General features: G+C 68.0%; 20 protein-coding genes. 5 read left to right on the top strand and 15 right to left on the bottom strand.

The annotated features are described in order from the left end of the window. Positions 1-87 precede the first annotated feature (87 nt). Both AC5592_RS23885 and AC5592_RS23890 read left to right on the top strand, forming a co-directional pair. Entirely contained in the window at positions 88-1305 is a 1218-nt protein-coding gene (locus AC5592_RS23885) for a 3-ketosteroid-9-alpha-monooxygenase, oxygenase component (RefSeq protein ID WP_063065509.1), read from the top strand. After that, positions 1305-1622: a hypothetical protein gene (locus AC5592_RS23890; RefSeq protein WP_063065477.1), complete on the top strand. Its 318-nt coding sequence runs from the start codon at positions 1305-1307 to the stop codon at positions 1620-1622. The genes AC5592_RS23885 and AC5592_RS23890 overlap by 1 nt, the downstream gene beginning before the upstream one ends. 140 nt (positions 1623-1762) lie before the next feature. On the opposite strand, the gene AC5592_RS23895 is transcribed toward AC5592_RS23890, so the two are convergent. The 6 genes from AC5592_RS23895 to AC5592_RS23920 all read right to left on the bottom strand — a co-directional run bounded on the left by AC5592_RS23895 (position 1763) and on the right by AC5592_RS23920 (position 6944). Beyond that, on the bottom strand, positions 1763-2170 hold the full coding sequence (locus AC5592_RS23895) for a cupin domain-containing protein (protein ID WP_036497550.1): 408 nt from the start codon (positions 2168-2170) through the stop codon (positions 1763-1765). Positions 2171-2327: 157 nt separating this feature from the next. Then, complete coding sequence (locus AC5592_RS23900; RefSeq protein ID WP_036497578.1) at positions 2328-2930, bottom strand: TetR/AcrR family transcriptional regulator; 603 nt, start codon at positions 2928-2930, stop codon at positions 2328-2330. Positions 2931-3437: 507 nt separating this feature from the next. Beyond that, on the bottom strand, positions 3438-3923 hold the full coding sequence (locus tag AC5592_RS23905) for a hypothetical protein (RefSeq protein ID WP_157122156.1): 486 nt from the start codon (positions 3921-3923) through the stop codon (positions 3438-3440). Positions 3924-4170: 247 nt separating this feature from the next. After that, a complete protein-coding gene (gene dmpG / locus AC5592_RS23910) occupies positions 4171-5223 on the bottom strand; it encodes a 4-hydroxy-2-oxovalerate aldolase (protein WP_036497546.1) in 1053 nt (350 codons plus the stop codon). A gap of 13 nt (positions 5224-5236) precedes the next feature. Further along, a complete protein-coding gene (locus tag AC5592_RS23915; protein ID WP_036497544.1) occupies positions 5237-6148 on the bottom strand; it encodes an acetaldehyde dehydrogenase (acetylating) in 912 nt (303 codons plus the stop codon). A 10-nt stretch (positions 6149-6158) separates the two neighbouring features. After that, on the bottom strand, positions 6159-6944 hold the full coding sequence (locus AC5592_RS23920; protein WP_030517292.1) for a 2-keto-4-pentenoate hydratase: 786 nt from the start codon (positions 6942-6944) through the stop codon (positions 6159-6161). 143 nt (positions 6945-7087) lie between these two features. Here AC5592_RS23920 and kstD point away from each other — a divergent pair, with 143 nt between their 5' ends. Both kstD and chsH3 read left to right on the top strand, forming a co-directional pair. Beyond that, positions 7088-8800 (top strand): 3-oxosteroid 1-dehydrogenase, encoded by a 1713-nt coding sequence (gene kstD, locus AC5592_RS23925; RefSeq protein ID WP_051024162.1) that lies wholly within the window; start codon positions 7088-7090, stop codon positions 8798-8800. A 185-nt stretch (positions 8801-8985) separates the two neighbouring features. Beyond that, positions 8986-9849 carry an enoyl-CoA hydratase ChsH3 gene (gene chsH3 / locus AC5592_RS23930; protein ID WP_036497575.1) on the top strand — a complete coding sequence of 288 codons (864 nt, stop codon included), beginning with the start codon at positions 8986-8988 and terminating at the stop codon, positions 9847-9849. 270 nt (positions 9850-10119) lie between these two features. Here chsH3 and AC5592_RS23935 read toward each other — a convergent pair whose 3' ends face one another. The 6 genes from AC5592_RS23935 to zapE form a co-directional block, all read right to left on the bottom strand. Further along, a complete protein-coding gene (locus AC5592_RS23935) occupies positions 10120-10569 on the bottom strand; it encodes a hypothetical protein (RefSeq protein WP_036497542.1) in 450 nt (149 codons plus the stop codon). Next, a complete protein-coding gene (locus AC5592_RS23940) occupies positions 10566-11840 on the bottom strand; it encodes a DUF58 domain-containing protein (RefSeq protein ID WP_063065478.1) in 1275 nt (424 codons plus the stop codon). Before AC5592_RS23940 ends, AC5592_RS23935 begins: the two co-directional genes overlap by 4 nt. Further along, positions 11837-12799: an AAA family ATPase gene (locus AC5592_RS23945; RefSeq protein ID WP_036497539.1), complete on the bottom strand. Its 963-nt coding sequence runs from the start codon at positions 12797-12799 to the stop codon at positions 11837-11839. Before AC5592_RS23945 ends, AC5592_RS23940 begins: the two co-directional genes overlap by 4 nt. 49 nt (positions 12800-12848) lie before the next feature. After that, positions 12849-13340 carry a hypothetical protein gene (locus AC5592_RS23950; RefSeq protein WP_063065510.1) on the bottom strand — a complete coding sequence of 164 codons (492 nt, stop codon included), beginning with the start codon at positions 13338-13340 and terminating at the stop codon, positions 12849-12851. Between the two features lie 5 nt (positions 13341-13345). After that, the gene (locus AC5592_RS23955) at positions 13346-14284 is read right to left on the bottom strand and encodes a DUF4129 domain-containing protein (RefSeq protein ID WP_232329517.1); all 939 of its coding nucleotides are present in this window, start codon (positions 14282-14284) and stop codon (positions 13346-13348) included. Positions 14285-14499: 215 nt separating this feature from the next. Beyond that, a complete protein-coding gene (zapE, locus tag AC5592_RS23960; protein WP_232329518.1) occupies positions 14500-15555 on the bottom strand; it encodes a cell division protein ZapE in 1056 nt (351 codons plus the stop codon). Positions 15556-15642: 87 nt separating this feature from the next. Here zapE and AC5592_RS23965 point away from each other — a divergent pair, with 87 nt between their 5' ends. Further along, positions 15643-16239 carry a TetR/AcrR family transcriptional regulator gene (locus AC5592_RS23965; protein WP_063065479.1) on the top strand — a complete coding sequence of 199 codons (597 nt, stop codon included), beginning with the start codon at positions 15643-15645 and terminating at the stop codon, positions 16237-16239. A gap of 123 nt (positions 16240-16362) precedes the next feature. Here AC5592_RS23965 and AC5592_RS23970 read toward each other — a convergent pair whose 3' ends face one another. The 3 genes from AC5592_RS23970 to AC5592_RS23980 are packed head-to-tail and all read right to left on the bottom strand — an operon-like array spanning position 16363 to position 18898. After that, positions 16363-17538 (bottom strand): lipid-transfer protein, encoded by a 1176-nt coding sequence (locus tag AC5592_RS23970; RefSeq protein ID WP_036497536.1) that lies wholly within the window; start codon positions 17536-17538, stop codon positions 16363-16365. Beyond that, positions 17535-17954 (bottom strand): MaoC family dehydratase, encoded by a 420-nt coding sequence (locus tag AC5592_RS23975; protein WP_036497534.1) that lies wholly within the window; start codon positions 17952-17954, stop codon positions 17535-17537. The genes AC5592_RS23970 and AC5592_RS23975 overlap by 4 nt, the downstream gene beginning before the upstream one ends. Further along, positions 17951-18898, bottom strand: a complete 948-nt coding sequence (locus AC5592_RS23980; protein WP_083870558.1) for a bifunctional MaoC family dehydratase N-terminal/OB-fold nucleic acid binding domain-containing protein — start codon at positions 18896-18898, stop codon at positions 17951-17953. The genes AC5592_RS23975 and AC5592_RS23980 overlap by 4 nt, the downstream gene beginning before the upstream one ends. Positions 18899-18902: the final 4 nt, after the last annotated feature.

The raw sequence follows: 18902 nt of genomic DNA on the forward strand, positions 1-18902 counted from the left end.
CACCTTTGCCTGGTAGTCAACGGAATAGCTGGCGCTGGGCCGCTCAATTTTGTAACGTGTTCTAGTACTTCCAGAGGAGGGATGACGATGGCAGAAACCGCACAGCGGAGCGGGAAGGTCCGCGAGATCGACGTCGGCTCGACACCGACGCGGTACGCGCGGGGCTGGCATTGCCTGGGCCTGGCCGAGACGTTTCGCGACGGTAAGCCACATGCCGTGCAGGCTTTCGGCACCAAACTCGTGGTGTGGGCCGACAGCAACGACGAGCTGAAGGTGCTCGACGCCTACTGCCGCCACCTCGGCGGCGATCTCAGCATGGGCGAGATCAAGGGCGACTCCATCGCGTGCCCGTTCCACGACTGGCGCTGGGGCGGCAACGGCCGCTGCACCTCGATCCCGTACGCGCGGCGCGTGCCGCCGCTGGCCCGCACCCGCGCCTGGACCACCCTCGAGCGCAACGGCCAGCTCTACGTCTGGCACGACCACGAGGGCAATCCGCCGCCGGACGAGGTCACCATCCCCTATATCGAGGGGCCCTACACCGACGCCGACGGCAACCCGGTCGAAGAGCGCAACAACGACTGGACCCCGTTCACCTGGAACACCATGCTGATCGAGGGCGCCAACTGCCGCGAGATCGTGGACAACGTGGTGGACATGGCCCACTTCTTCTACATCCACTTCGCCTTCCCGACGTACTTCAAGAACGTCTTCGAAGGCCACGTGGCCACGCAGTTCCTCGAGACGAAGGGCCGTCCGGACATCGGCATGGCCGCCAAGTACGGCGGGGAGACGCTGCTGAAGTCGGAGGCGTCCTACTTCGGCCCGTCCTACATGATCAACCCGCTGACCAATATCTACGGCGGTTACCAGATCAAGGTCCAGCTGATCAACTGCCACTACCCGGTGACGCAGGATTCGTTCGTGCTGCAGTACGGCCTGTCGGTCGAGAAGCCCAAGGGCATCGACGACGAGACGGCGGAGAAGCTGGCCAAGTCCATGACCGACTTCTTCGGTGACGGCTTCCTGCAGGACGTGGAGATCTGGAAGCACAAGTCCAAGATCGACAACCCGCTGCTCTGCGAGGAGGACGGCCCGGTCTACCAGCTGCGCCGCTGGTACGACCAGTTCTACGTCGACGTCGCCGATATCGACCCGAAGATGGTGCAGCGCTTCGAATTCGAGGTCGACACCACCAAGGCCAACGAGCACTGGGAGGCCGAGGTCGCCGAGAATCTGCGGCGCAAGAAGGAAGAGGACGCGGCACAGCAGGACCCTGCCGTCAAGCAGGAGGCGGGTGCCTGATGGTCTCCTGGGCCAAAGCACCCGATTTCGCGGACCGCCCGGAACGCCGGGAACAGGTGCGTGCCCAGACGGTCGTCGACAGGCAGCGCTATCTCGAAGACGGCCTGACGCCGGTGGGCTGCCGGGCATGCGGAGTGGAAGTCCTGGTCCGCAAGTCCTCCTCGCACCAGCGTTCGGTGCAGTGGACGGTCAGCCCGGCCGAACACTGCCCGGTCTTCGCGAAACTGGCCGGGCCGGGGCGGCCGGATCCGTGCCCGGACCTGGAGAAGTCGATCCAGTATGCGATCGATGAGGGCATGCTGGCGATCGACGAGTAAGCAGGCGTGTTGCTCGGGCCCGCCCACCGTATTCGACAGGGATACGGTGGGCGGGCCTGAACTATTCGTGCAAACCTCCGCGCGAAAGGCGGAAATCGCGCCGAATCAGCGAGGTTTGCACGATTTGTTCACCCCGGCGATCAGTCCAGCCGGAAGTCCGCGAAATCGAATCCGGGCGCGACCACGCAGCTCACCAGCACGTAGTCGTCACCGGCCGGGCGTGCGGCCTGGCTGACACCGGCGGGCACCACGGCCTGCAGAAGTTGGCCCCGTTCGACGTCCGGGCCGAGAATCACTTCGTCGCCGCCGATGTTCAGCAGTAGCGGGCCACCGCGCTGCCACAACCAGATCTCGTCCGAGCGCACGGTATGCGGCGCGGACTTCTCGTGCGGCAGCAGCAGGAAGTGGATGGCGGTGGCGGACGCGCGCGGGCCGTCGTAGCCGTCCGGCTCGAATTCGACCGGGCTGCGGTAGGTTTCGCGGAACCAGCCGCCTTCGGGATGCGGTTGCAGATCCAGTGCCTCGGCCAGCGCGGGTCGTTCGGACATCGTCGCCTCCTGCGGGGTAATCGGTTGCTTGCGGATTCTGCGCGGTCGGGAGCGATACCGCGCACCCGGCGGCGTGGTCACACGCCCTGCTACCGCCTGCCCGGCCGCCCGACGACCCGGCGCGCGTCTTCTCGTCGACGCCGACCATGGGGGCGCATCACAGGTCCCGGGCCGCGCTGTAGGCCATCGCGACGTGGGCGAACAGGGTCGTGCGTTGCTCGCGGACCGCGGCGTCGCCGGGTTCGAGCAGGCACTGCTGCGAGGTGCCGTCGTGGACCGCGACCACCGCGCGGCCGAGGCCCTCGCGGTCGGTGACAGTGCGTCCGGCGCGGTTGAGCAGCGCCTCCAGGACCGGCAGCAGGGCCGCGACGATCGCGTTCTCCCGCGCGACCATGACCCGCCGCAGCGACGGGTTGCGCAGGGCGTGGGCGGTGAATTCGGCGGTGATGCGAAACCACTTGTCGTCCAGCGGAACCGCCCGCAGCACCCGCTCCACACCGGCGCGCAGATCGTGGACATCGGCGCCGGACTCCGACTCCAGAACTCCCGTCAGTTCGCGCAGCATCTCGGCCGACCGCAACTCCCACATCGCCAGGAACAGTTCCTCCAGCGAGCTGAAGTTCGAGTAGAACGCCCCGCGGGTGAATCCGGCGCGCTCACAGATCTGCTCGACCGTGCACCGGCCGAACCCCTCTTCGGCGAACGCGTCGAACGCGGCGTCGAGCAACCGTTGCCGAGTCTCGGCCCGCCGCTTGGTCATTCGCGGTTCGCGCCGTGACGCGCCGCTCGCCCCGGCGGCATCGTCCACGGATGGGAGAGCTCCGCCGGCCGGCACCGATTCGGCGGTCGAGTCGCCGCGACGTGCCCGCGCGCGGCCGTGTCCGGGCTCGGACGAACGCCGGGCACCGAGAGACGTCACGAGCGCTTCCTCTCCCTGGACATATGGATACACGAGTGTATCAACCGGCTGGTTCCGCGAGGGTTTCTCGACCGCCTGCGTAGGCTGCGGCGCCGAGCACCAGATCCTCGAGCCGGATTCCGTGACGGTGCCCGGCTTCGTCGAGCATCACGAGCCGCCGGCGCACCGCCGTGCCGGCGCGGTGGCCGGGGCGACCTCCCCTCGCCGGTCGGCAGCGTGCCGGCGAGCACAGTGACCCGCGCATCGCGACGGAACGCACACCGGCAAGGCTCAGGGAAGCTGTGCAGCCGACCGCGGGCCGCGCACGCTCCCCCCTTCGCGGCCCGCTGCGCCGAATCCGTGCCGGTATCAGCTGAGGTTGGTGCCCGACCAGCCGAAGTTGAAGGTGTGCCCCTTCGAGCTGCACTGCACCGCACCGCGACCACCGGCACTGCAGGTGGCGCCGCCGTAATTGATGACGCCGCCGTAGTCGTAGCCGTCGGAGGCGGGCCCCGAGTCGATGGATCGGCTGCCGGCGCGACCCAGCGGGCCGGTCAGGCCGAAGGTCGGATGCGCCGGGAGGAACGGCAGGTCGATGGCGACATTGCTGATGGGAATTCCGAACAGAGTGGCGACTCCGGGGCTGATGTCACAGCCGACGTCACCGTTGGGGTGCATCGAGCAATTGGCGTACCCGGCACTGAAATACACCGTGTCGCCCACCAGATAATCGGCCGGGTTCTGCACCGTGGGCCCGTTCGCGGCGACGAACGGTTGCGCATCCGCCACCGCCCCACCGGCCATCGAAATCGCCACTGCGGCAACAGATCCGCCGATCAACGCTCGTATGTTCACAGCAACTCCTATGTTTTCGTCCGCGCGGATGATCGAGAGCAGAATTGCTTGCCGCGCAAGAGTACAGCGCTTCCCAGACCCGTATTCGGATCGCGTGGAAGAACCCGCGCGTTAACACACGGTCACCTCGAAACTGCCGTTCACCATCCGGCCGCATACCCCCGGTGAATTCACCACCGTGGGACGCTCGCCCGAACGCGAAAGGGCCGCGAACGAATACCGTTCGCGGCCCGTCGTTTCGACATGGTCAGGCGGAGGCGCCCTGCTTTTCCCGCTGCAGTTCCAGCGCGATGTCGATCAGCTGATCCTCCTGGCCGCCGACCAGCTTGCGCTTACCGGCGCGCACCAGCATTTCGGCCGCCGAGACGCCGTAGCGTTCGGCTTGGCGCTCGGCGTGCTTGAGGAAACTCGAGTACACGCCCGCGTAGCCCATCATCAGGGCCTGGCGGTCGAGCAGGCATTCCTGCGGCATGGCCGGGCGCACGACGTCCTCGGCGGCATCGGCGATGGCGAAGAAGTCGATACCGGTCTTGATGCCGATCTTGTCGGCGACGCCGACGAACGCCTCGACCGGGGTGTTGCCCGCACCGGCGCCGAAACGCCGTGCGCTGCCGTCGATCTGCTTGGCGCCGGCCTTCACCGCGTAGATCGAGTTGGCGACCGCGAGGTCGAGGTTCTCGTGGCCGTGGAAGCCGACCTGGGCGTCGTCGCCGAGTTCGGCGGCGACCGCGGCGATGCGGTCGGACACCTGATCCAGTACCAGCGCACCCGCGGAGTCCACGACGTAGACGCACTGGCATCCGGCGTCGGCCATGATGCGCGCCTGCTTGGCGAGCACCTCCGGCGGCTGCGAATGCGACATCATCAGGAAGCCGACGGTTTCCATGCCGAGGTCGCGGGCATAGCCGAAGTGCTGGATCGAGACGTCGGCCTCGGTGCAGTGGGTGGCGATGCGGACGATGGACGCGCCGTTGTCCTGGGAGATCTTGATGTCCTCCTTGACGCCCACGCCGGGCAGCATGAGGACCGCGATCTTGGCCTGTTTCGCGGTCTGCGCCGCGATCGTGATCAGTTCCTGCTCAGGGGTTTTGGAGAACCCGTAGTTGAACGAGGAACCGCCGAGGCCGTCACCGTGGGTCACCTCGATCACCGGCACACCCGCGGCGTCGACGGCCGCGACGATATCGCGCACCTCGGTGGCGGTGAACTGGTGGCGCTTGTGATGGGAACCGTCGCGCAGCGAGGTGTCGGTGACGCGGACGTCGAGTTCCTGGGAGAACGGCTGCAATACGTAGTTCATGATCTGGTCCCTCCTAGACCCGAGCCGTGAGGATCTGTTCGGCCATGACCTCGCCCACCCGGGTGGCGGCGGCGGTCATGATGTCGAGGTTGCCGGCGTAGGGCGGCAGGAAGTCGCCCGCGCCCTCGACCTCCACGAAGACCGAAACCTTCGCCATCCCACCGGAAATCACGCTCGGCTCGTCGAACTGCGGTTCGTTGAGCAGCCGGTAGCCGGGCACGTACTCCTGGATGTCGGCGACCATCCGGTGGATGGATTCGCTGATCGCATCGGTGTCCGCATCCTCGGGAATGGCGGCGAAGATGGTGTCGCGCATGATCATCGGCGGCTCGGCCGGGTTGAGGATGATGATCGCCTTACCGCGCTTGGCGCCACCGATGGTCTCCACACCCTTGCTGGTGGTCTTGGTGAACTCGTCGATGTTCGCGCGGGTGCCGGGCCCGGCCGAGACCGAGGAAACCGAGGCGACGATCTCGGCGTAGGGCACCTCGACCACGCGCGAAACGGCCGCGACGATCGGAATCGTCGCCTGCCCACCGCAGGTGATCATGTTGACGTTCGGGGTGTCGATATTCGCGCCGAGGTTCACCGGCGGCACGACCGCCGGGCCGACCGCGGCGGGGGTGAGATCCACCGCGCGGATACCGGCCGCCTCGTACTTCGGCGCGTATTCGCGATGCACGTAGGCCGAGGTGGCCTCGAACAGCATGTCGGGCTTCTCCGGCAGCGCGAGCAGCCAGTCGGCGCCCTCGTGCGAGGTCTCCAGACCCAGCCCGCGGGCCCGCTTCAGACCCTCACTGTCCGGATCGATACCGATCATCCAGCGCGGCTCGATCCGCTCCGACCGCAGCAGCTTGTACAGCAGATCGGTGCTGATGTTGCCGGAGCCGACGATCGCGGCTGTAACCTTCCCGTTGCTAGGCACTTGATCTCCCTCAGCTGAATGTCAAACGGACGGAACCGAGTCCAGCGAACTCGGCATGGAAGTCGTCACCCGGACGGGCGTCGATGGCGCGGGTGCACGAACCCGGCAGCACGATGTCGCCGGCCTTCAGCCGCACCCCGAACGAGGCGACCTTGCGGGCCAGCCAGGCCACCGCGATGGTCGGATCATCGAGCACCGCGTCGCTGCGGCCCTGCGCGACGACCTCGCCGTTGCGGGTCAGAGTCGCGTCGATGGCCTTGATGTCCAGCGCATCCGGCGCCACCCGCTCCGGCCCGAGCACCCAGCCGGCCGAAGACGCATTGTCGGCGATGGTGTCGCACAACGCGATATTCCAGTTCTTGATGCGGGTGTCGATCAGCTCGATCGCGGGGGCATAGGCGACCGTCGCGGCCAGCACGTCGGCCTCGGTGCACTCCTCACCCGGCAGATCCGCGCCGAGCACGAAACCGACCTCGACCTCGACGCGCGGGAACAGGTACTTCGACGTGTCGACCGGAACGTCCTCGAACACCTGCATATCGGCGAGCAGATGGCCGTAGTCGGGTTCGTCGACGCCCATCATCTCCTGCATGGCCTTCGAGGAGAGCCCGACCTTGTGACCGACCACCTTCGCGCCGTCGGCCAGCCGCTGCCGGATGTTGATGAGCTGGATCTCGTAGGCGTCGACCACGTCGATCGCCGCGTACCGCGTGACCAGCGGATCGATCGGCACCCGGTCTCGTTCGGCGACCGCGAGCTCCGCGGCCAGTTCATTCCGTACCGCGTCGGACAGCACGCTTGTTCCTTCCATTGGGGCGCTCGGTCTGGGGACCAGCCGGTGAACGGGATACAAACTGAAACGAGTTTTCCTGCATTTTCTCGTGTCAGCAGTCCCATCTGCCAGACCAATATAGACCGAACCTGATCCGATTCTATAACGTGTTCTACATGACTGATCGGGAATACGACGTGGTGGTGGTCGGCAGCGGCGCCGCCGGAATGACCGCCGCCCTCGCCGCCGCGCACCACGGACTGCGCGCGGTGCTCATCGAGAAGGCCGCGCACTACGGCGGTTCGACCGCGCGTAGTGGTGGCGGTGTGTGGATCCCGGGCAACAAGGCGCTCAAGGCGTCCGGCCGGCCCGACGACCGGGAGGAAGCCCGCCGCTACCTGCACAGCATCATCGGTGACGTGGTGCCGAAGGAGAAGATCGACACCTACATCGACCGCGGTGCCGAGGCATTCGACTTCGTCCTCGATCACTCCCCGCTGAAGATGACCTGGGTGCCGGGCTACTCCGACTACCACCCCGAGGCCCCCGGCGGCCTGGGCTCCGGCCGCTCCTGCGAGCCGAAGCCGTTCAATCTGAAGACGCTCGGCGCCGAGGCCGCGAATCTGGAACCGCCCTACGCCAAGGCCCCGCTCAACGTCGTCGTCATGCAGACCGACTTCGTGCGCCTGAACCTGATCAAGCGGCATCCGAAGGGCATGATGCGCGCCATGCGGGTCGGCGCCCGCACCTACCTGGCGAAATTCACCGGCAAGCAGATCGTGGGTATGGGCCAGGCCATCATCGCGGCCATGCGCAAGGGCCTGCAGGACGCGAATGTCCCGGTGCTGCTCAACACTCCCCTGACCAAGCTGATCACCGAAGACGGCCGGGTCGTCGGCGTGGAGGCGACCGTCGACGGCGAGCCGACGATCTTCAAGGCCCGCTACGGCGTGGTGCTGGGCACCGGCGGTTTCGAGCACAACGCCGAGATGCGCGAGCAGTACCAGCGCAAGCCCATCACCACCGAGTGGACCACGGGCGCGGCGGCCAACACCGGTGACGGCATCCGGGCCGGTATGGAGGTCGGCGGCGATATCGGGTTCATGGAGGACTCCTGGTGGGGGCCGACCATTTTCAAGGGTGGCAAGCCGTGGTTCGCGCTGGCCGAGCGCAATCTGCCCGGCGCGATCATGGTGAACGCCGACGGTAAGCGATTCGGTAATGAGTCCGCTCCTTACGTCGAGGCCGTGCACACCATGTACGGCGGCAAATGGGGTCAGGGCGACGGTCCGGGCGAGAACATCCCCGCCTGGCTGGTGTTCGACCAGCGCTACCGCAACCGCTACATCTTCGCCGGGCTGCAGCCGGGCCAGCGCTTTCCGTCCCGCTGGATGGAAAACGACAACATCGTCAAGGCCGACACCCTCGAGGAGCTGGCCCAGCGTCTCGGCGTGCCGGCGGACAATCTCGCCGCCACCGTCGCCCGTTTCAACGCCTTCGCGGAGAAGGGCGTGGACGAGGACTTCGGCCGCGGCAAGAGTCACTACGACCGCTACTACGGCGATCCGACCGTGAAGCCGAACCCGTGTCTGGCGGCCCTGGTGCAGGGCCCGTTCTACGCCGCCAAGATCGTGCCCGGCGACCTGGGCACCAAGGGCGGTCTGGTCACCGACACCGCGGCGCGGGTGCTGCGCGCGGACGGCACCGTGATCGAGGGGCTCTACGCCTCCGGCAACTCCTCGACCCCGGTGATGGGCCATACCTACGCCGGCCCCGGCGCGACCATCGGGCCCGCGCTGACCTTCGGCTATCTGGCGGTCATGGATATCGTCGAGAAGGCGCGCGCGGAGAAGGCCCCCACCGGCGCGGCGAGCAAGTAGGCAGGCACCGGTGAGCGGGACCCGCAGCGGGGGCCCGGGCCGATCCCGGCACCATGGGAGCGGTCGGGCCACCCGCGGCGGCGTCCGCGACACCACTGCCGATCGAGGGTGGTCCGGCCGATCGGATCGGATCCCGGACGCCCTCGATCGGAACTCGTGATACGTCGGCGAACAAGGAACACACAATGCCTATCGACCTGAAAACCGCTCTCGGAGCGGAACTTCCGAGCCAGGAGTTCTCCTGGACGCCCTCGGATGTGCAGCTGTACCACCTGGGCCTGAGCGCCGGTACCCGCTGGACCGACCCGGGCGAACTGCGATACCTGGACGATCGGGAGCCGCAGGTGCTGCCGACCTTCGCGACCGTCGCACCGACGATGCGGGTCACCGAACCACCGAAGGTGAGCTATCCGGGCGTGGAGATCGACCTGGCCAAGGTCGTGCACGGCAGCCAGGAAATCGTTGTGCACCGGCCGATTCCGGCCGAGGGCAAGGCGAGCAGCACCGGCCGGATCACCGAGGTGTGGGACAAGGGTTCGGCCGCGGTGATCGCCCACGAGACCGTGATCACCGGATCCGACGGGCAGCCGCTGTGGACGGCCCGCTCCTCCATCTTCGCCAAGGGTGAGGGCGGTTTCGGTGGTGAGCGCGGCCCGAGCAGCAAGGCCGTGCTCCCCGACCGGGCCCCGGATTTCGAGGTCCTCACGCCGACGCTGCCGCAGCAGGCACTGCTGTACCGCATGTGCGGTGACCGCAACCCGCTGCATTCGGACCCCGAATTCGCCCGTGCCGCAGGCTTTCCCAACCCGATCCTGCACGGCCTGTGCACCTACGGCCTGGTCTGCAAGACCGCGACCGATACCGTGCTGGACTCGGACGCGAGCCGGGTGACCGGCTTCCGGGCGCGCTTCGCCGGCGTGCTGTATCCGGGCGAGACGATCCGGTCGCGGATCTGGCGCGAGGGCGACGAGCTCGTCATCGGCGCGACCGTGGTCGAACGCGAGGACGCCCCGGTACTGAGCGACGTGCGGCTGAGCTTCACCGCCTGATCGGCGCGACTGGCCACCGAACGAAGAACCGCCCGACCGGCAGTGCCGGTCGGGCGGTTTCTTCTATCCCGGTTCGCTGATGTTCCGGGCGGGGCCTGTCGGCGTCAGTCCGGGAAGCCGGTGGCGAACAGGCCGGCGATCGCGACGGAACAGATGACGGCGATGATCGGGATAATCCACATGCCACCAGACTACAAGGTGTAGTAGGAAACCACGACATCGCGTAGTAGGGCAAACACCCTGGTTGTGGGGTATATCACGCTCGGTCGACTACGTCGGTTCGGCGGTATCCGGGGCGTCGTCGTGCCCGATCAGGCCCTGCACGATCGCCGCGTACAACACGATGACCAGCACCGGGGCCAGCAGCGGCAGCCACGCCAGCCGTCCCGGAATCAGCGTCGCCAGCACCGCCGCCGCCGCGAATCCGAGCGCCCCGACGACCGACGGCAATGTGGTGGGAACCACACCGGCCGGGGCGTGCAGCGTGGCGGTGTTGAGCAGATAGGTGGTCGCGACCAGACCCGTCCCGGCGGCGGCCAGCGCACCGGTATCGGCCCACGCCAGCGCACCCAGGGCGACCAGCACCGCCACCACCGCCACCGTGCGGAACCGCCAGCCGACGACCACCGCGACGAAAACCGGAATCGCCGCCCACGGCAGCACGATGCCGACCGCGGTGGTCAGCAGCAGCCCGGACAGTACGGCCAGAAATCGCGTCATCGCTTCACCCGCACCATGCGCCGATGGTCGGGCAGCAGCCGCATCGCCTGGTCGAGGCGGGCACCGTCGGGCCAGGCCACGATATCCACTCCGACGGTGCCCATATCGCGGTACATCGCGGTGCGTTCCAACTGCCACATCCGGGCCAGCGTCGGATCCAGGCCGTCCTTGAACGGCGTGCCGCGCAGCACGTCGACAACCACCACGGCGTGGCCGCGCTTGCGCAGATCGATCAGGGCCAGCGCGAATTCGGTGTCGAGCAGGGTCGAGAACGCGACCACGATCGCGCCGATCGGCACGGCCGTATGCGGGGCCAGCGTGCCGACATTCGGGATGTGCTCGTCGCCCACGCCGAGCACCGTGTCGACGATGCGATAGAACTGGCGCCGCCCGATATCGGGCCGCAGCCAGCGCGGCGCGCGGCCCAGGCACACCACGGCGGTGCGGTCGCCCGCCTGCAGCGCGGTCTGCGCGACCTGCGCCGCACCGCGCACGGTCAGCTCCATCGAATCCGAGGCCGGACCCGGAGCCTGTAGCGAAGTATCCACCAGCACAACGACATCCGCGGCCCGGTTGGTGAGCCGCTCGGTGACGTAGAGGCGGCCGCGGCGTGCGCTCACCGGCCAGTTGACGATGCGCAACTGGTCGCCGGGCGCATAGGCGCGGATATCGGCGTACTCCACGCCGGGCCCGTGCCGGCGGGTCAGATGGGTGCCGATCCGTTCCGGAAGTTCGGTGCGCGGCAATCGCATTCGCTGCGGATCGGCGATCGGGTACACATACACCTCACCGGCCGCGACACTCGCGGAGGCCTGGGCCAGCCCCGCCGGGCTCAACGCCGTCAGCCGGACAGTCACCGGATAGCGGCCCCAGCGCTGGGTCGACAGCGCCAGCCGCAGACCGGCCGGCGCGGGCCCGGAATCGGAGGACTCCTCGACCCGCAGCTCCAGCCCGCTCGCCTCCTCGGGACGACAGCGCAGCAGCGCGTGCCCGTGTTCGACGAACGCGGCGACCGGCAGCTCGACCTCCTCGGATTCGAAGCAGCGCAGAATCCCGCCACCGTCGACCTGAACCCTGGTGCGCGCCGATTGAATCGGCGCGGTGGCCAGCACGCCCAGCATCGGCGCCGCGAAGACCGCCAGCTGCCACCGATCCAGCATGATCGCCGGCACCAGCGCGACCGCGGCGGCCACCGCCAGCATGTACACCAGTGGTGCTGGCCGCCAGCGCAGATCGACCTCGCTCGCCGAGGTGGTGTCGCGATGTCTCATGTCACCGTCGCGCGCGGTACGGGCAGTCGGCGCAGCAATTCGGAGATCACGTCCTCGCCGCGGATTCGGCGCACCCACATCTCCGGGCGCAGCGTGATCCGGTGCGCCATCGCCGGAACCGCCAGCGCCTTCACATCCTCCGGGATCACGTAGTCGCGCCCCAGCAGCAGCGCCCGGGCGCGGGCCATCTGCACCAGATCCAGTTCGGCGCGCGGACTCGCACCGACCTCGACCTGTGGGTGACCGCGGGTGGCGGCGGCCAGCGCGACCACATACGTCACCACATCCGGGTGGACGGTGACGAATTCGACCGCCTGCCGCATTTCGACCAGGCCTTGCGCGTCCACCACCTGCCCCACCTGCGGGGTGACCGCGCCGCGTTCGAGCCGGCGGCGGATCATCTGGGTCTCGTCCTTCTCCGACAGATATCCCAGCCGTAACTGCATGGCGAATCGGTCCAGCTGGGCCTCCGGTAACGGATAGGTGCCCTCGTACTCGATCGGATTGTCGGTGGCCAGCACGATGAAAGGCTGTGGCAGCGGGAAGGTTTCGCCGTCGATGCTGACCTGCCCCTCGGCCATCGCCTCGAGCAGCGCGGCCTGTGTCTTGGGCGGGGTGCGGTTGATCTCGTCGGCGAGCAGCATATTCGTGAATACGGGCCCGCGCCGGAAGTTGAACCGGCCCGAGGCCATGTCGTAGATCGTCGAGCCGATCAGATCCGCGGGCAGCAGATCCGGGGTGAACTGCACGCGCGTGAAGTCCAATCCCAATGCGGTGGCGAAGGATCTGGCGATGAGTGTCTTACCGAGGCCCGGTAGGTCCTCGATCAGGACGTGGCCGCCCGACAGCACCGCGATCATGATCAGCTGCAGCTCTTCGCGCTTGCCGACCACGGCGCGGGCGATCTCCCGCAGCACCGCATCGGTGCGTTTGATGGTCACATCCAAAGGTGTCGTCATATCCGATCTCGCATTAGTTCCAACCCATTTCACCTGTTCGGCAAGCTGCTCACATGCTCTGCAAGCGACGTAGAATCTCGTCGAGGGCGTCCCGGCCGGGCGCACGCGTGGTCTGATCACGCGGCGACGAATTGGCCGGATCCACCCAGCGCCACAGTTCCGGACCGAACTGCAGCCGTCCGGCGGCCTCGGTGGCCTTGCGGTTCTTCGCGATCCGATGACCGCTGGACAGTTCGAACTCCTTGGCCAGCAGCGGGCGCAGATAGCGATCCCAATCGGCCCGGGTGCCGTCGGCGCGGGTCGCGAGCATCTGTGCCCGCGCGTGCCAGCGGCTCAGCATTTCGGCCGGGCCGTTCTCGAAGTCGTGGTCGTCGTCGGCACCGTCCCGCGCCCGGGAGCGCTCGACCAGCGACCACAGCAGCAGGGCCAGGGCGCCGAGCACCGGCACCCCGACCAGCAGCGGCAACATCTCACGCTGGTTGCTCAGACCGACCAGCTCGATCAACGCGATCATCGCCACCGCGCCGACCACGATCGTCATCCGGGTCACAGCCGCGCCCCCTGCAGATCCGCCAGCACGATGCGCAGCAGTTGTTCGGCACGCATGCGCTGCCATTCCAGGATCGAATGCGGGCTGAACCGGGCCTCCTCGAACAGCGTCACCAGTTCGCGGGCCGAGGCGTCGTGCAGGACGCCGCGATCGAAGGCCCGCGCCAGCACCTCCGAGGGGGTGTCGGAAATCAGTGGCGCCACCTCGCGGGCCTGCGCCAGACCGCTCTCCATCGCGACGTAGCAGGCGATGATCGCGGCGCGCGCATCCTTTCCGGAGGCCATCATCGCGGCCAGGCCCATTTCGGCAACCTGTGCCAGCGATACCGGCGCCTCGGCGGGTGCGGGCACCGACGGAACCGCCGGTGCGCCGCGGCCATCGCGGGCGCCGAAGGCCACCACGCCGAGACCGAGGATCGCGACCGCCACCAGCACCGCGGCGCATACGCCGACGAACAGCAGGGCGTGGCCGCTCAGCTCCGGGGTGCCGGAGAACGGCTGGGTGGTCGGCGGCGCGGTCGTTTCGGGCTGTTGTGCGGTGGCGGGCGGATTCGAACGCGGCGCGGGAGCTTCCTCGCGGCCGCCGGCGAGCAGATACACCGCCCACACGATCGCGGTCAGCACGGCCGCGACGGCGGTGCCGATGAGGATCACGATCCCGAACCGGCTCAATCGGAACGGCTGCCGCTTGCGGTCCCGGTCGACCTCGGCCATCGCCAGCGGCGCGTGGTGCTGGCTGGTCAGCACCCCGGCCAGCAGGATCACCACGGATACCAGCGACAGCACCGGCATGAGTGCCACCGTCACCGCCGAGGGCGGGGACGGCGCATGCGGGCCGCCGGTGCCCGGCAGGTATCCGCGCAACGCGAAGACGACGCACGCCATCAATGCGATCAGCCCGATCGCGCGTGGTATCGCCGTTCTCACCCCGGCCACGGGCCTCTCCCAGAAAACATCCGAACTGCACAAACAGGCACATCGTTACATGCCGAACGGTCCGTGAGGAGGGAAATCGTGACACCGGACGGTGACCGGTGCGGTCTATGCCCCTAGCCGCCAGTTGACAGCCGGCGAAACTGTGACCGCGCACAGCAAATGGCCTCGTCTCCGGCAGATCCGTCCAAACGAGTGCACTTCACTTCGGCAGACCCTCACGAGAGGTCGGCCACCATGCTTCCCGCCGATTCGGCCGGCTCGGCGACGCTCGCCGGGCGAGCACCGGGCAACCGGCTCAGCCGGCTCGCGGTGCGCTCGAGATCCGGGGCGGCGGCAACGTCGCGGACCAACTCCGGCAGCGAAACCTCGGTGTAGAGGGTGAGGGGCAGGTCGGCGTCGTAGAGCACGTCGACGAGGTTGACGAAGCGCGTCACCGCGTCGACCGGAACCCGCCGCAGCGGGGGCACCGCACACACCACCCAGCGCCGGTAGGTGTGGGTGAGGTCCAGAAAGTCGATGGCCGACAAGGGCTTTCCGCAGATTTCGTCGAAATCGACGACCAGCAGGTCCGCCTCCGCGGCCCTCGCCCGCAGCAGGAGATGGGCGATCGGCATCGCGGCCGGACGGTCGGCGCCGGGCCGGTGCCCGCGCACGTAGCGCCCGCTGGAGAATCCGGTCCCATCGCAGATCCGGTCCCGGTACCCGCGAGCGCGGTAATCCTGCGGTCCGTCGACGGTGACCACGGCCAGATGGGCCCGCAGCAGCGCGATGGCGGGTTCGAATTTCGCGTGCGTCAGCGGATTGGGCAGAAGCTGCTCGGGCGGATAGTTCGAGGTCGCCACCAGCACGATGCGGCGCGCGAACAGTGTCTGGAGCAGGCGGGTCAGCAGCATGGCGTCGCCGACATCGTGAACATGGAATTCGTCGAAACAGATCAGTTCGGTGTCGCCGAGCAGTGCGTCCAACGCGGCCGGCAGACCGCCGGATTCGGCGATCGCGGTATGGAGCCGGGCGAAGAACTGATGAAAGTGGTAGCGACACTTACGTGTCGAATCCACTCGCGCGAAGAATTCGTCCATGAGCATCGTCTTGCCGCGGCCGGGACGACCGTGCAGGTACACCCCGCGCACCGGCCGCGAGAACGCCGACGGCAGGACCTGCGAACCGAAGCCGCGCGGAAATGCCCAGCGGCGCCGGCCCAATCGTCCGGCCACCGTAGCCAGTGCCGCCGCGGCCGCACGCTGATCGTCATCGAGAACCGGTCCGTCCACGATCTCCACCCTCCTGAGGGCTCTACATCCGTAGAGCACCTCTACACTTGTAGAGGATGATTCGGTGCGAGACGAGAGAAGGTGACGATGTCCACAGATCCGGAGGTGCGCGCGGCGGACCGGCGCGAACTCATCACCGGCACGGCGATCGACCTGATCGCCCGCGAGGGGCTGCGGGCGCTGACCCATCGGGCACTCGATACCGAGGCCGGCCTACCGCCCGGCTCGACCTCGTACTACTTCCGCACCAAACGCGCGTTGATCGAGGCGATCGTGGACGCGATCACCGAGCGGTCGCGCACCGATTTCCGCGCCGCCGACCTGCCGGCCACCGACCCGGACGATATCGCCGCCGCGGTGGCCGCATGGCTGGACGACCTACTGGCGCAACGCCGCAACCATCTGATCGCCCGCCACATGCTGATCACCGACCTACTCGGCGACCGCGAGCTGCACCCGCGACTGGTCGCGAGCCTGTTCTCCCATCGGCACGCGCGTGAACTGTTCCGCGCGCTCGGGGCAGCCGATCCCGACACGGCCGCAGCCGATTACATCGCCGTCATCGAGGGCTTGGTATTCGACCGATTCGCCGGTGCGCGAAGGGAATCGGCCGCGGGGACTCGGGAGAGCGCCGAGCAGTTGGCCCGGCCGTTGCGTGCGCAGCTGCGCGCCGCGATTGCATAAGCGACAGCGTGTGCCGTGAACTAATCGTGCAAACCTCGGCGATTTCGGCGGTTTTCCGCCGATTTCGCGGAGGTTTGCACGAAAAGTTCAGGCTCGGAGCAGACGACCGGCCCGGCCGGTCCGTCAGGCCGCGGTCAGCACCAGCCCGGATGTCGGCACGCCGGTTCCGGCGGTGACGACGATGTTCTCCAGGCCCTCGACCTGATTCACCGAGCTGCCGCGGATCTGGCGCACCCCCTCGGCGATGCCGTTCATGCCGTGGATGTAGGCCTCGCCCAGCTGGCCGCCGTGGGTGTTGAGCGGCAGCCGGCCGCCGATTTCGATCGCCCCGTCGGCGACGAAATCCTTACCCTCGCCGCGACCGCAGAAGCCCAGCTCCTCGAGCTGCATCAGCACGAACGGGGTGAAGTGGTCGTAGAGAATGGCGGCCTGCATATCGTCGGGCCGCAACTCGCTCTGCGCCCACAGCTGGTCACCCACCAGGCCCATCTCCGGCAGACCGGTCAGGGCGTCGCGGTAATAGCTGGTCATCACGTACTGGTCCGCACCGGAACCCTGGGCCGCACCGGCGATCAGCGCGGGCTTGTTCGGCAGGTCCCGGGCGCGCTCGGCGCTGGTGACCACGATGGCCACACCGCCGTCGGTCTCCTGGCAGCAATCCAGCAGATGCAACGGTTCGGCGATCCAGCGCGAGGCCTGGTGGTCGTCGAGCGTGATCGGCTTGCCGTAGAAGTGGGCCGCCGGATTCACCGCGGCGTGCTTGCGGTCGGCGACCGCCACCCGGCCGAAATCCGCACTGCTCGCGCCGTATACGTGCATATAGCGCCGGGCCACCATGGCGACCTGCGCGGCCGGAGTGCCCAGGCCGTGCGTATAGGAGAACGCGTTGTCCACACCCGACGAGCTGGGATTGCCGGTCGCCAGATGAGTCGCGAACTGCCCGAAGCGATTTCCGGACCGCTCGTTGAACGCGCGGTAGGCCACCACGACATCCGCGACTCCGGTGGCGACGGCCATGGCGGCCTGCTGCACGGTCGCGGCCGCCGCGCCACCGCCGAACGGGATGTTGCTGAAGAACTTCAGGCTCGGGATACCGGTGGCCCGCGCGACCGCGGCCTGGGTGTTGGTATCCATGGTGAAGGTCGTCAGGCCGTCCACATCGGCGGGGGTCAGCCCCGCGTCCGCGAGGGCGGCGGTGACGGCCTCGGCGGCGAGGCGCAGCTCGCTGCGGCCGGAGTCCTTGGAGAAATCGGTGGCGCCGATGCCGACGATCGCGGCGCGGCGGCTCAGACCCGTCACTGGCGTGCCTCCTGCAGGGAGATAACGGCTTTCGCCGTGATGTGGTCGCCGAGGCTGTCCTTGCCGACCACATCGATGGTGATGTCCGCGCCGTCCACGGCCGCCACGGTTCCGCTGAGCGTCAAGGTGTCGCCCGCGTACAGCGGCACCCCCAGGCGCAGGGCGACGGATTTCACGATCGCCCCCGGCCCCGCCCAATCGGTGACGAATCGCTGCACCAGGCCGGTGTCGGTGAGGATGTTGACGAAGATGTCCTTCGACCCGCGCTCGACGGCCTTGTCGCGGTCGTGGTGCACGTCCTGGAAGTCGCGGGTGGCCAGCGCGGTGGAGACCACGAACGTCGGGTCGGCGTGAATCACCAACTCGGGCAGGGTGGTTCCGACCTGCACGGCGGCGGGCTGAATCGTGGAGGTCATCGCACGGCCTTCCAGTAGGGCACGGTGTTGTCGTCGTCGAGCCGCTGGAAGCCCACTTCGACGGGCAGCCCCACCTCGACCTCGGCGGGGTCGATGCCGCGCAGCTCGCCGAGCATGCGCACGCCCTCCTCGAGTTCGACCAGGGCGACGGCGTAGGGCACCTGCCGGCCGGGCACCTTCGGCGCGTGGTGCACCACGAAACTGAAGACGGTGCCGCGGCCGGAGGCCACCACGTAATCGGACTGTTCGGTGTGGTCCTTCCACAGCGCCGGAACCGGCGGATGCTGCAGCGTCCCGTCCGGCCGGCGCTGGATCCGCAGTTCGCCGAGTTTCGTTCCGTCCCAGAAGAATTCGGTGTCCTTCGACACGGTGGGCCGGACCCGCTTCGCCAGATCCTCCGCCGACACCTCGCCGGGGGCCGCGGCGGGCTCGGCCGTACCGGGTGCGAATTTCAACATCCGGAACAGCATCTCGGTGACCGGTTCGTCGTCGACGTACCAGGTCAGCAGGTAGGTGGCGAACCAGCCCTCACCTAGGCCGGTGCGCTTGGGCCCCACCAGTTCTCGCAGCCTGGTCCGCGCCACCGGACGCTCGCCGAGGCGTAGGTAGCGGTGGTAGGTCTGCTCACAGTTGGTCGCCACCACCGAGGTGTAGCCGGCGGCGTCGAGCAGATCGTTGACCGCGTTCATCGGATCGTCGGCGGGCCGAGATCCGTGCAGGCCGGGCATGGTCCACACCTGGGCCATGGCCGGCGGCGCGACGATGCCGGGATGTCCGGCGGCGCGGGCGGCCTCGTCGTCGACATAGATCGGGTTGGCGTCGCCCAGCGCCTCGACCCAGTTGTTGATCATCGGCTGGTTCACCGGGTCGCGGCCGAGGCGCGGCGCGGACTCGCCCAGCTGCTGGATCTTCTCGCCGGCGGCGCGGATCTCTTCCGCCGTCATGGTT

The organism is Nocardia violaceofusca NBRC 14427 (assembly GCF_963869435.1).
GTDB lineage: Bacteria > Actinomycetota > Actinomycetes > Mycobacteriales > Mycobacteriaceae > Nocardia > Nocardia aobensis.

What these genes read in the sequence shown, in the direction of transcription:
- AC5592_RS23885 (WP_063065509.1), top strand. Translation starts at nt 88, where the DNA reads ATGGCAGAAACCGCACAGCGGAGCGGGAAGGTCCGCGAGATCGACGTC.
- AC5592_RS23890 (WP_063065477.1), top strand. Translation starts at nt 1,305, where the DNA reads ATGGTCTCCTGGGCCAAAGCACCCGATTTCGCGGACCGCCCGGAACGC.
- AC5592_RS23895 (WP_036497550.1), bottom strand. Translation starts at nt 2,170, where the DNA reads ATGTCCGAACGACCCGCGCTGGCCGAGGCACTGGATCTGCAACCGCAT.
- AC5592_RS23900 (WP_036497578.1), bottom strand. Translation starts at nt 2,930, where the DNA reads ATGACCAAGCGGCGGGCCGAGACTCGGCAACGGTTGCTCGACGCCGCG.
- dmpG (WP_036497546.1), bottom strand. Translation starts at nt 5,223, where the DNA reads ATGAACTACGTATTGCAGCCGTTCTCCCAGGAACTCGACGTCCGCGTC.
- chsH3 (WP_036497575.1), top strand. Translation starts at nt 8,986, where the DNA reads ATGCCTATCGACCTGAAAACCGCTCTCGGAGCGGAACTTCCGAGCCAG.
- AC5592_RS23935 (WP_036497542.1), bottom strand. Translation starts at nt 10,569, where the DNA reads ATGACGCGATTTCTGGCCGTACTGTCCGGGCTGCTGCTGACCACCGCG.
- AC5592_RS23940 (WP_063065478.1), bottom strand. Translation starts at nt 11,840, where the DNA reads ATGAGACATCGCGACACCACCTCGGCGAGCGAGGTCGATCTGCGCTGG.
- AC5592_RS23945 (WP_036497539.1), bottom strand. Translation starts at nt 12,799, where the DNA reads ATGACGACACCTTTGGATGTGACCATCAAACGCACCGATGCGGTGCTG.
- AC5592_RS23950 (WP_063065510.1), bottom strand. Translation starts at nt 13,340, where the DNA reads ATGACGATCGTGGTCGGCGCGGTGGCGATGATCGCGTTGATCGAGCTG.
- AC5592_RS23965 (WP_063065479.1), top strand. Translation starts at nt 15,643, where the DNA reads ATGTCCACAGATCCGGAGGTGCGCGCGGCGGACCGGCGCGAACTCATC.
- AC5592_RS23975 (WP_036497534.1), bottom strand. Translation starts at nt 17,954, where the DNA reads ATGACCTCCACGATTCAGCCCGCCGCCGTGCAGGTCGGAACCACCCTG.
- AC5592_RS23980 (WP_083870558.1), bottom strand. Translation starts at nt 18,898, where the DNA reads ATGACGGCGGAAGAGATCCGCGCCGCCGGCGAGAAGATCCAGCAGCTG.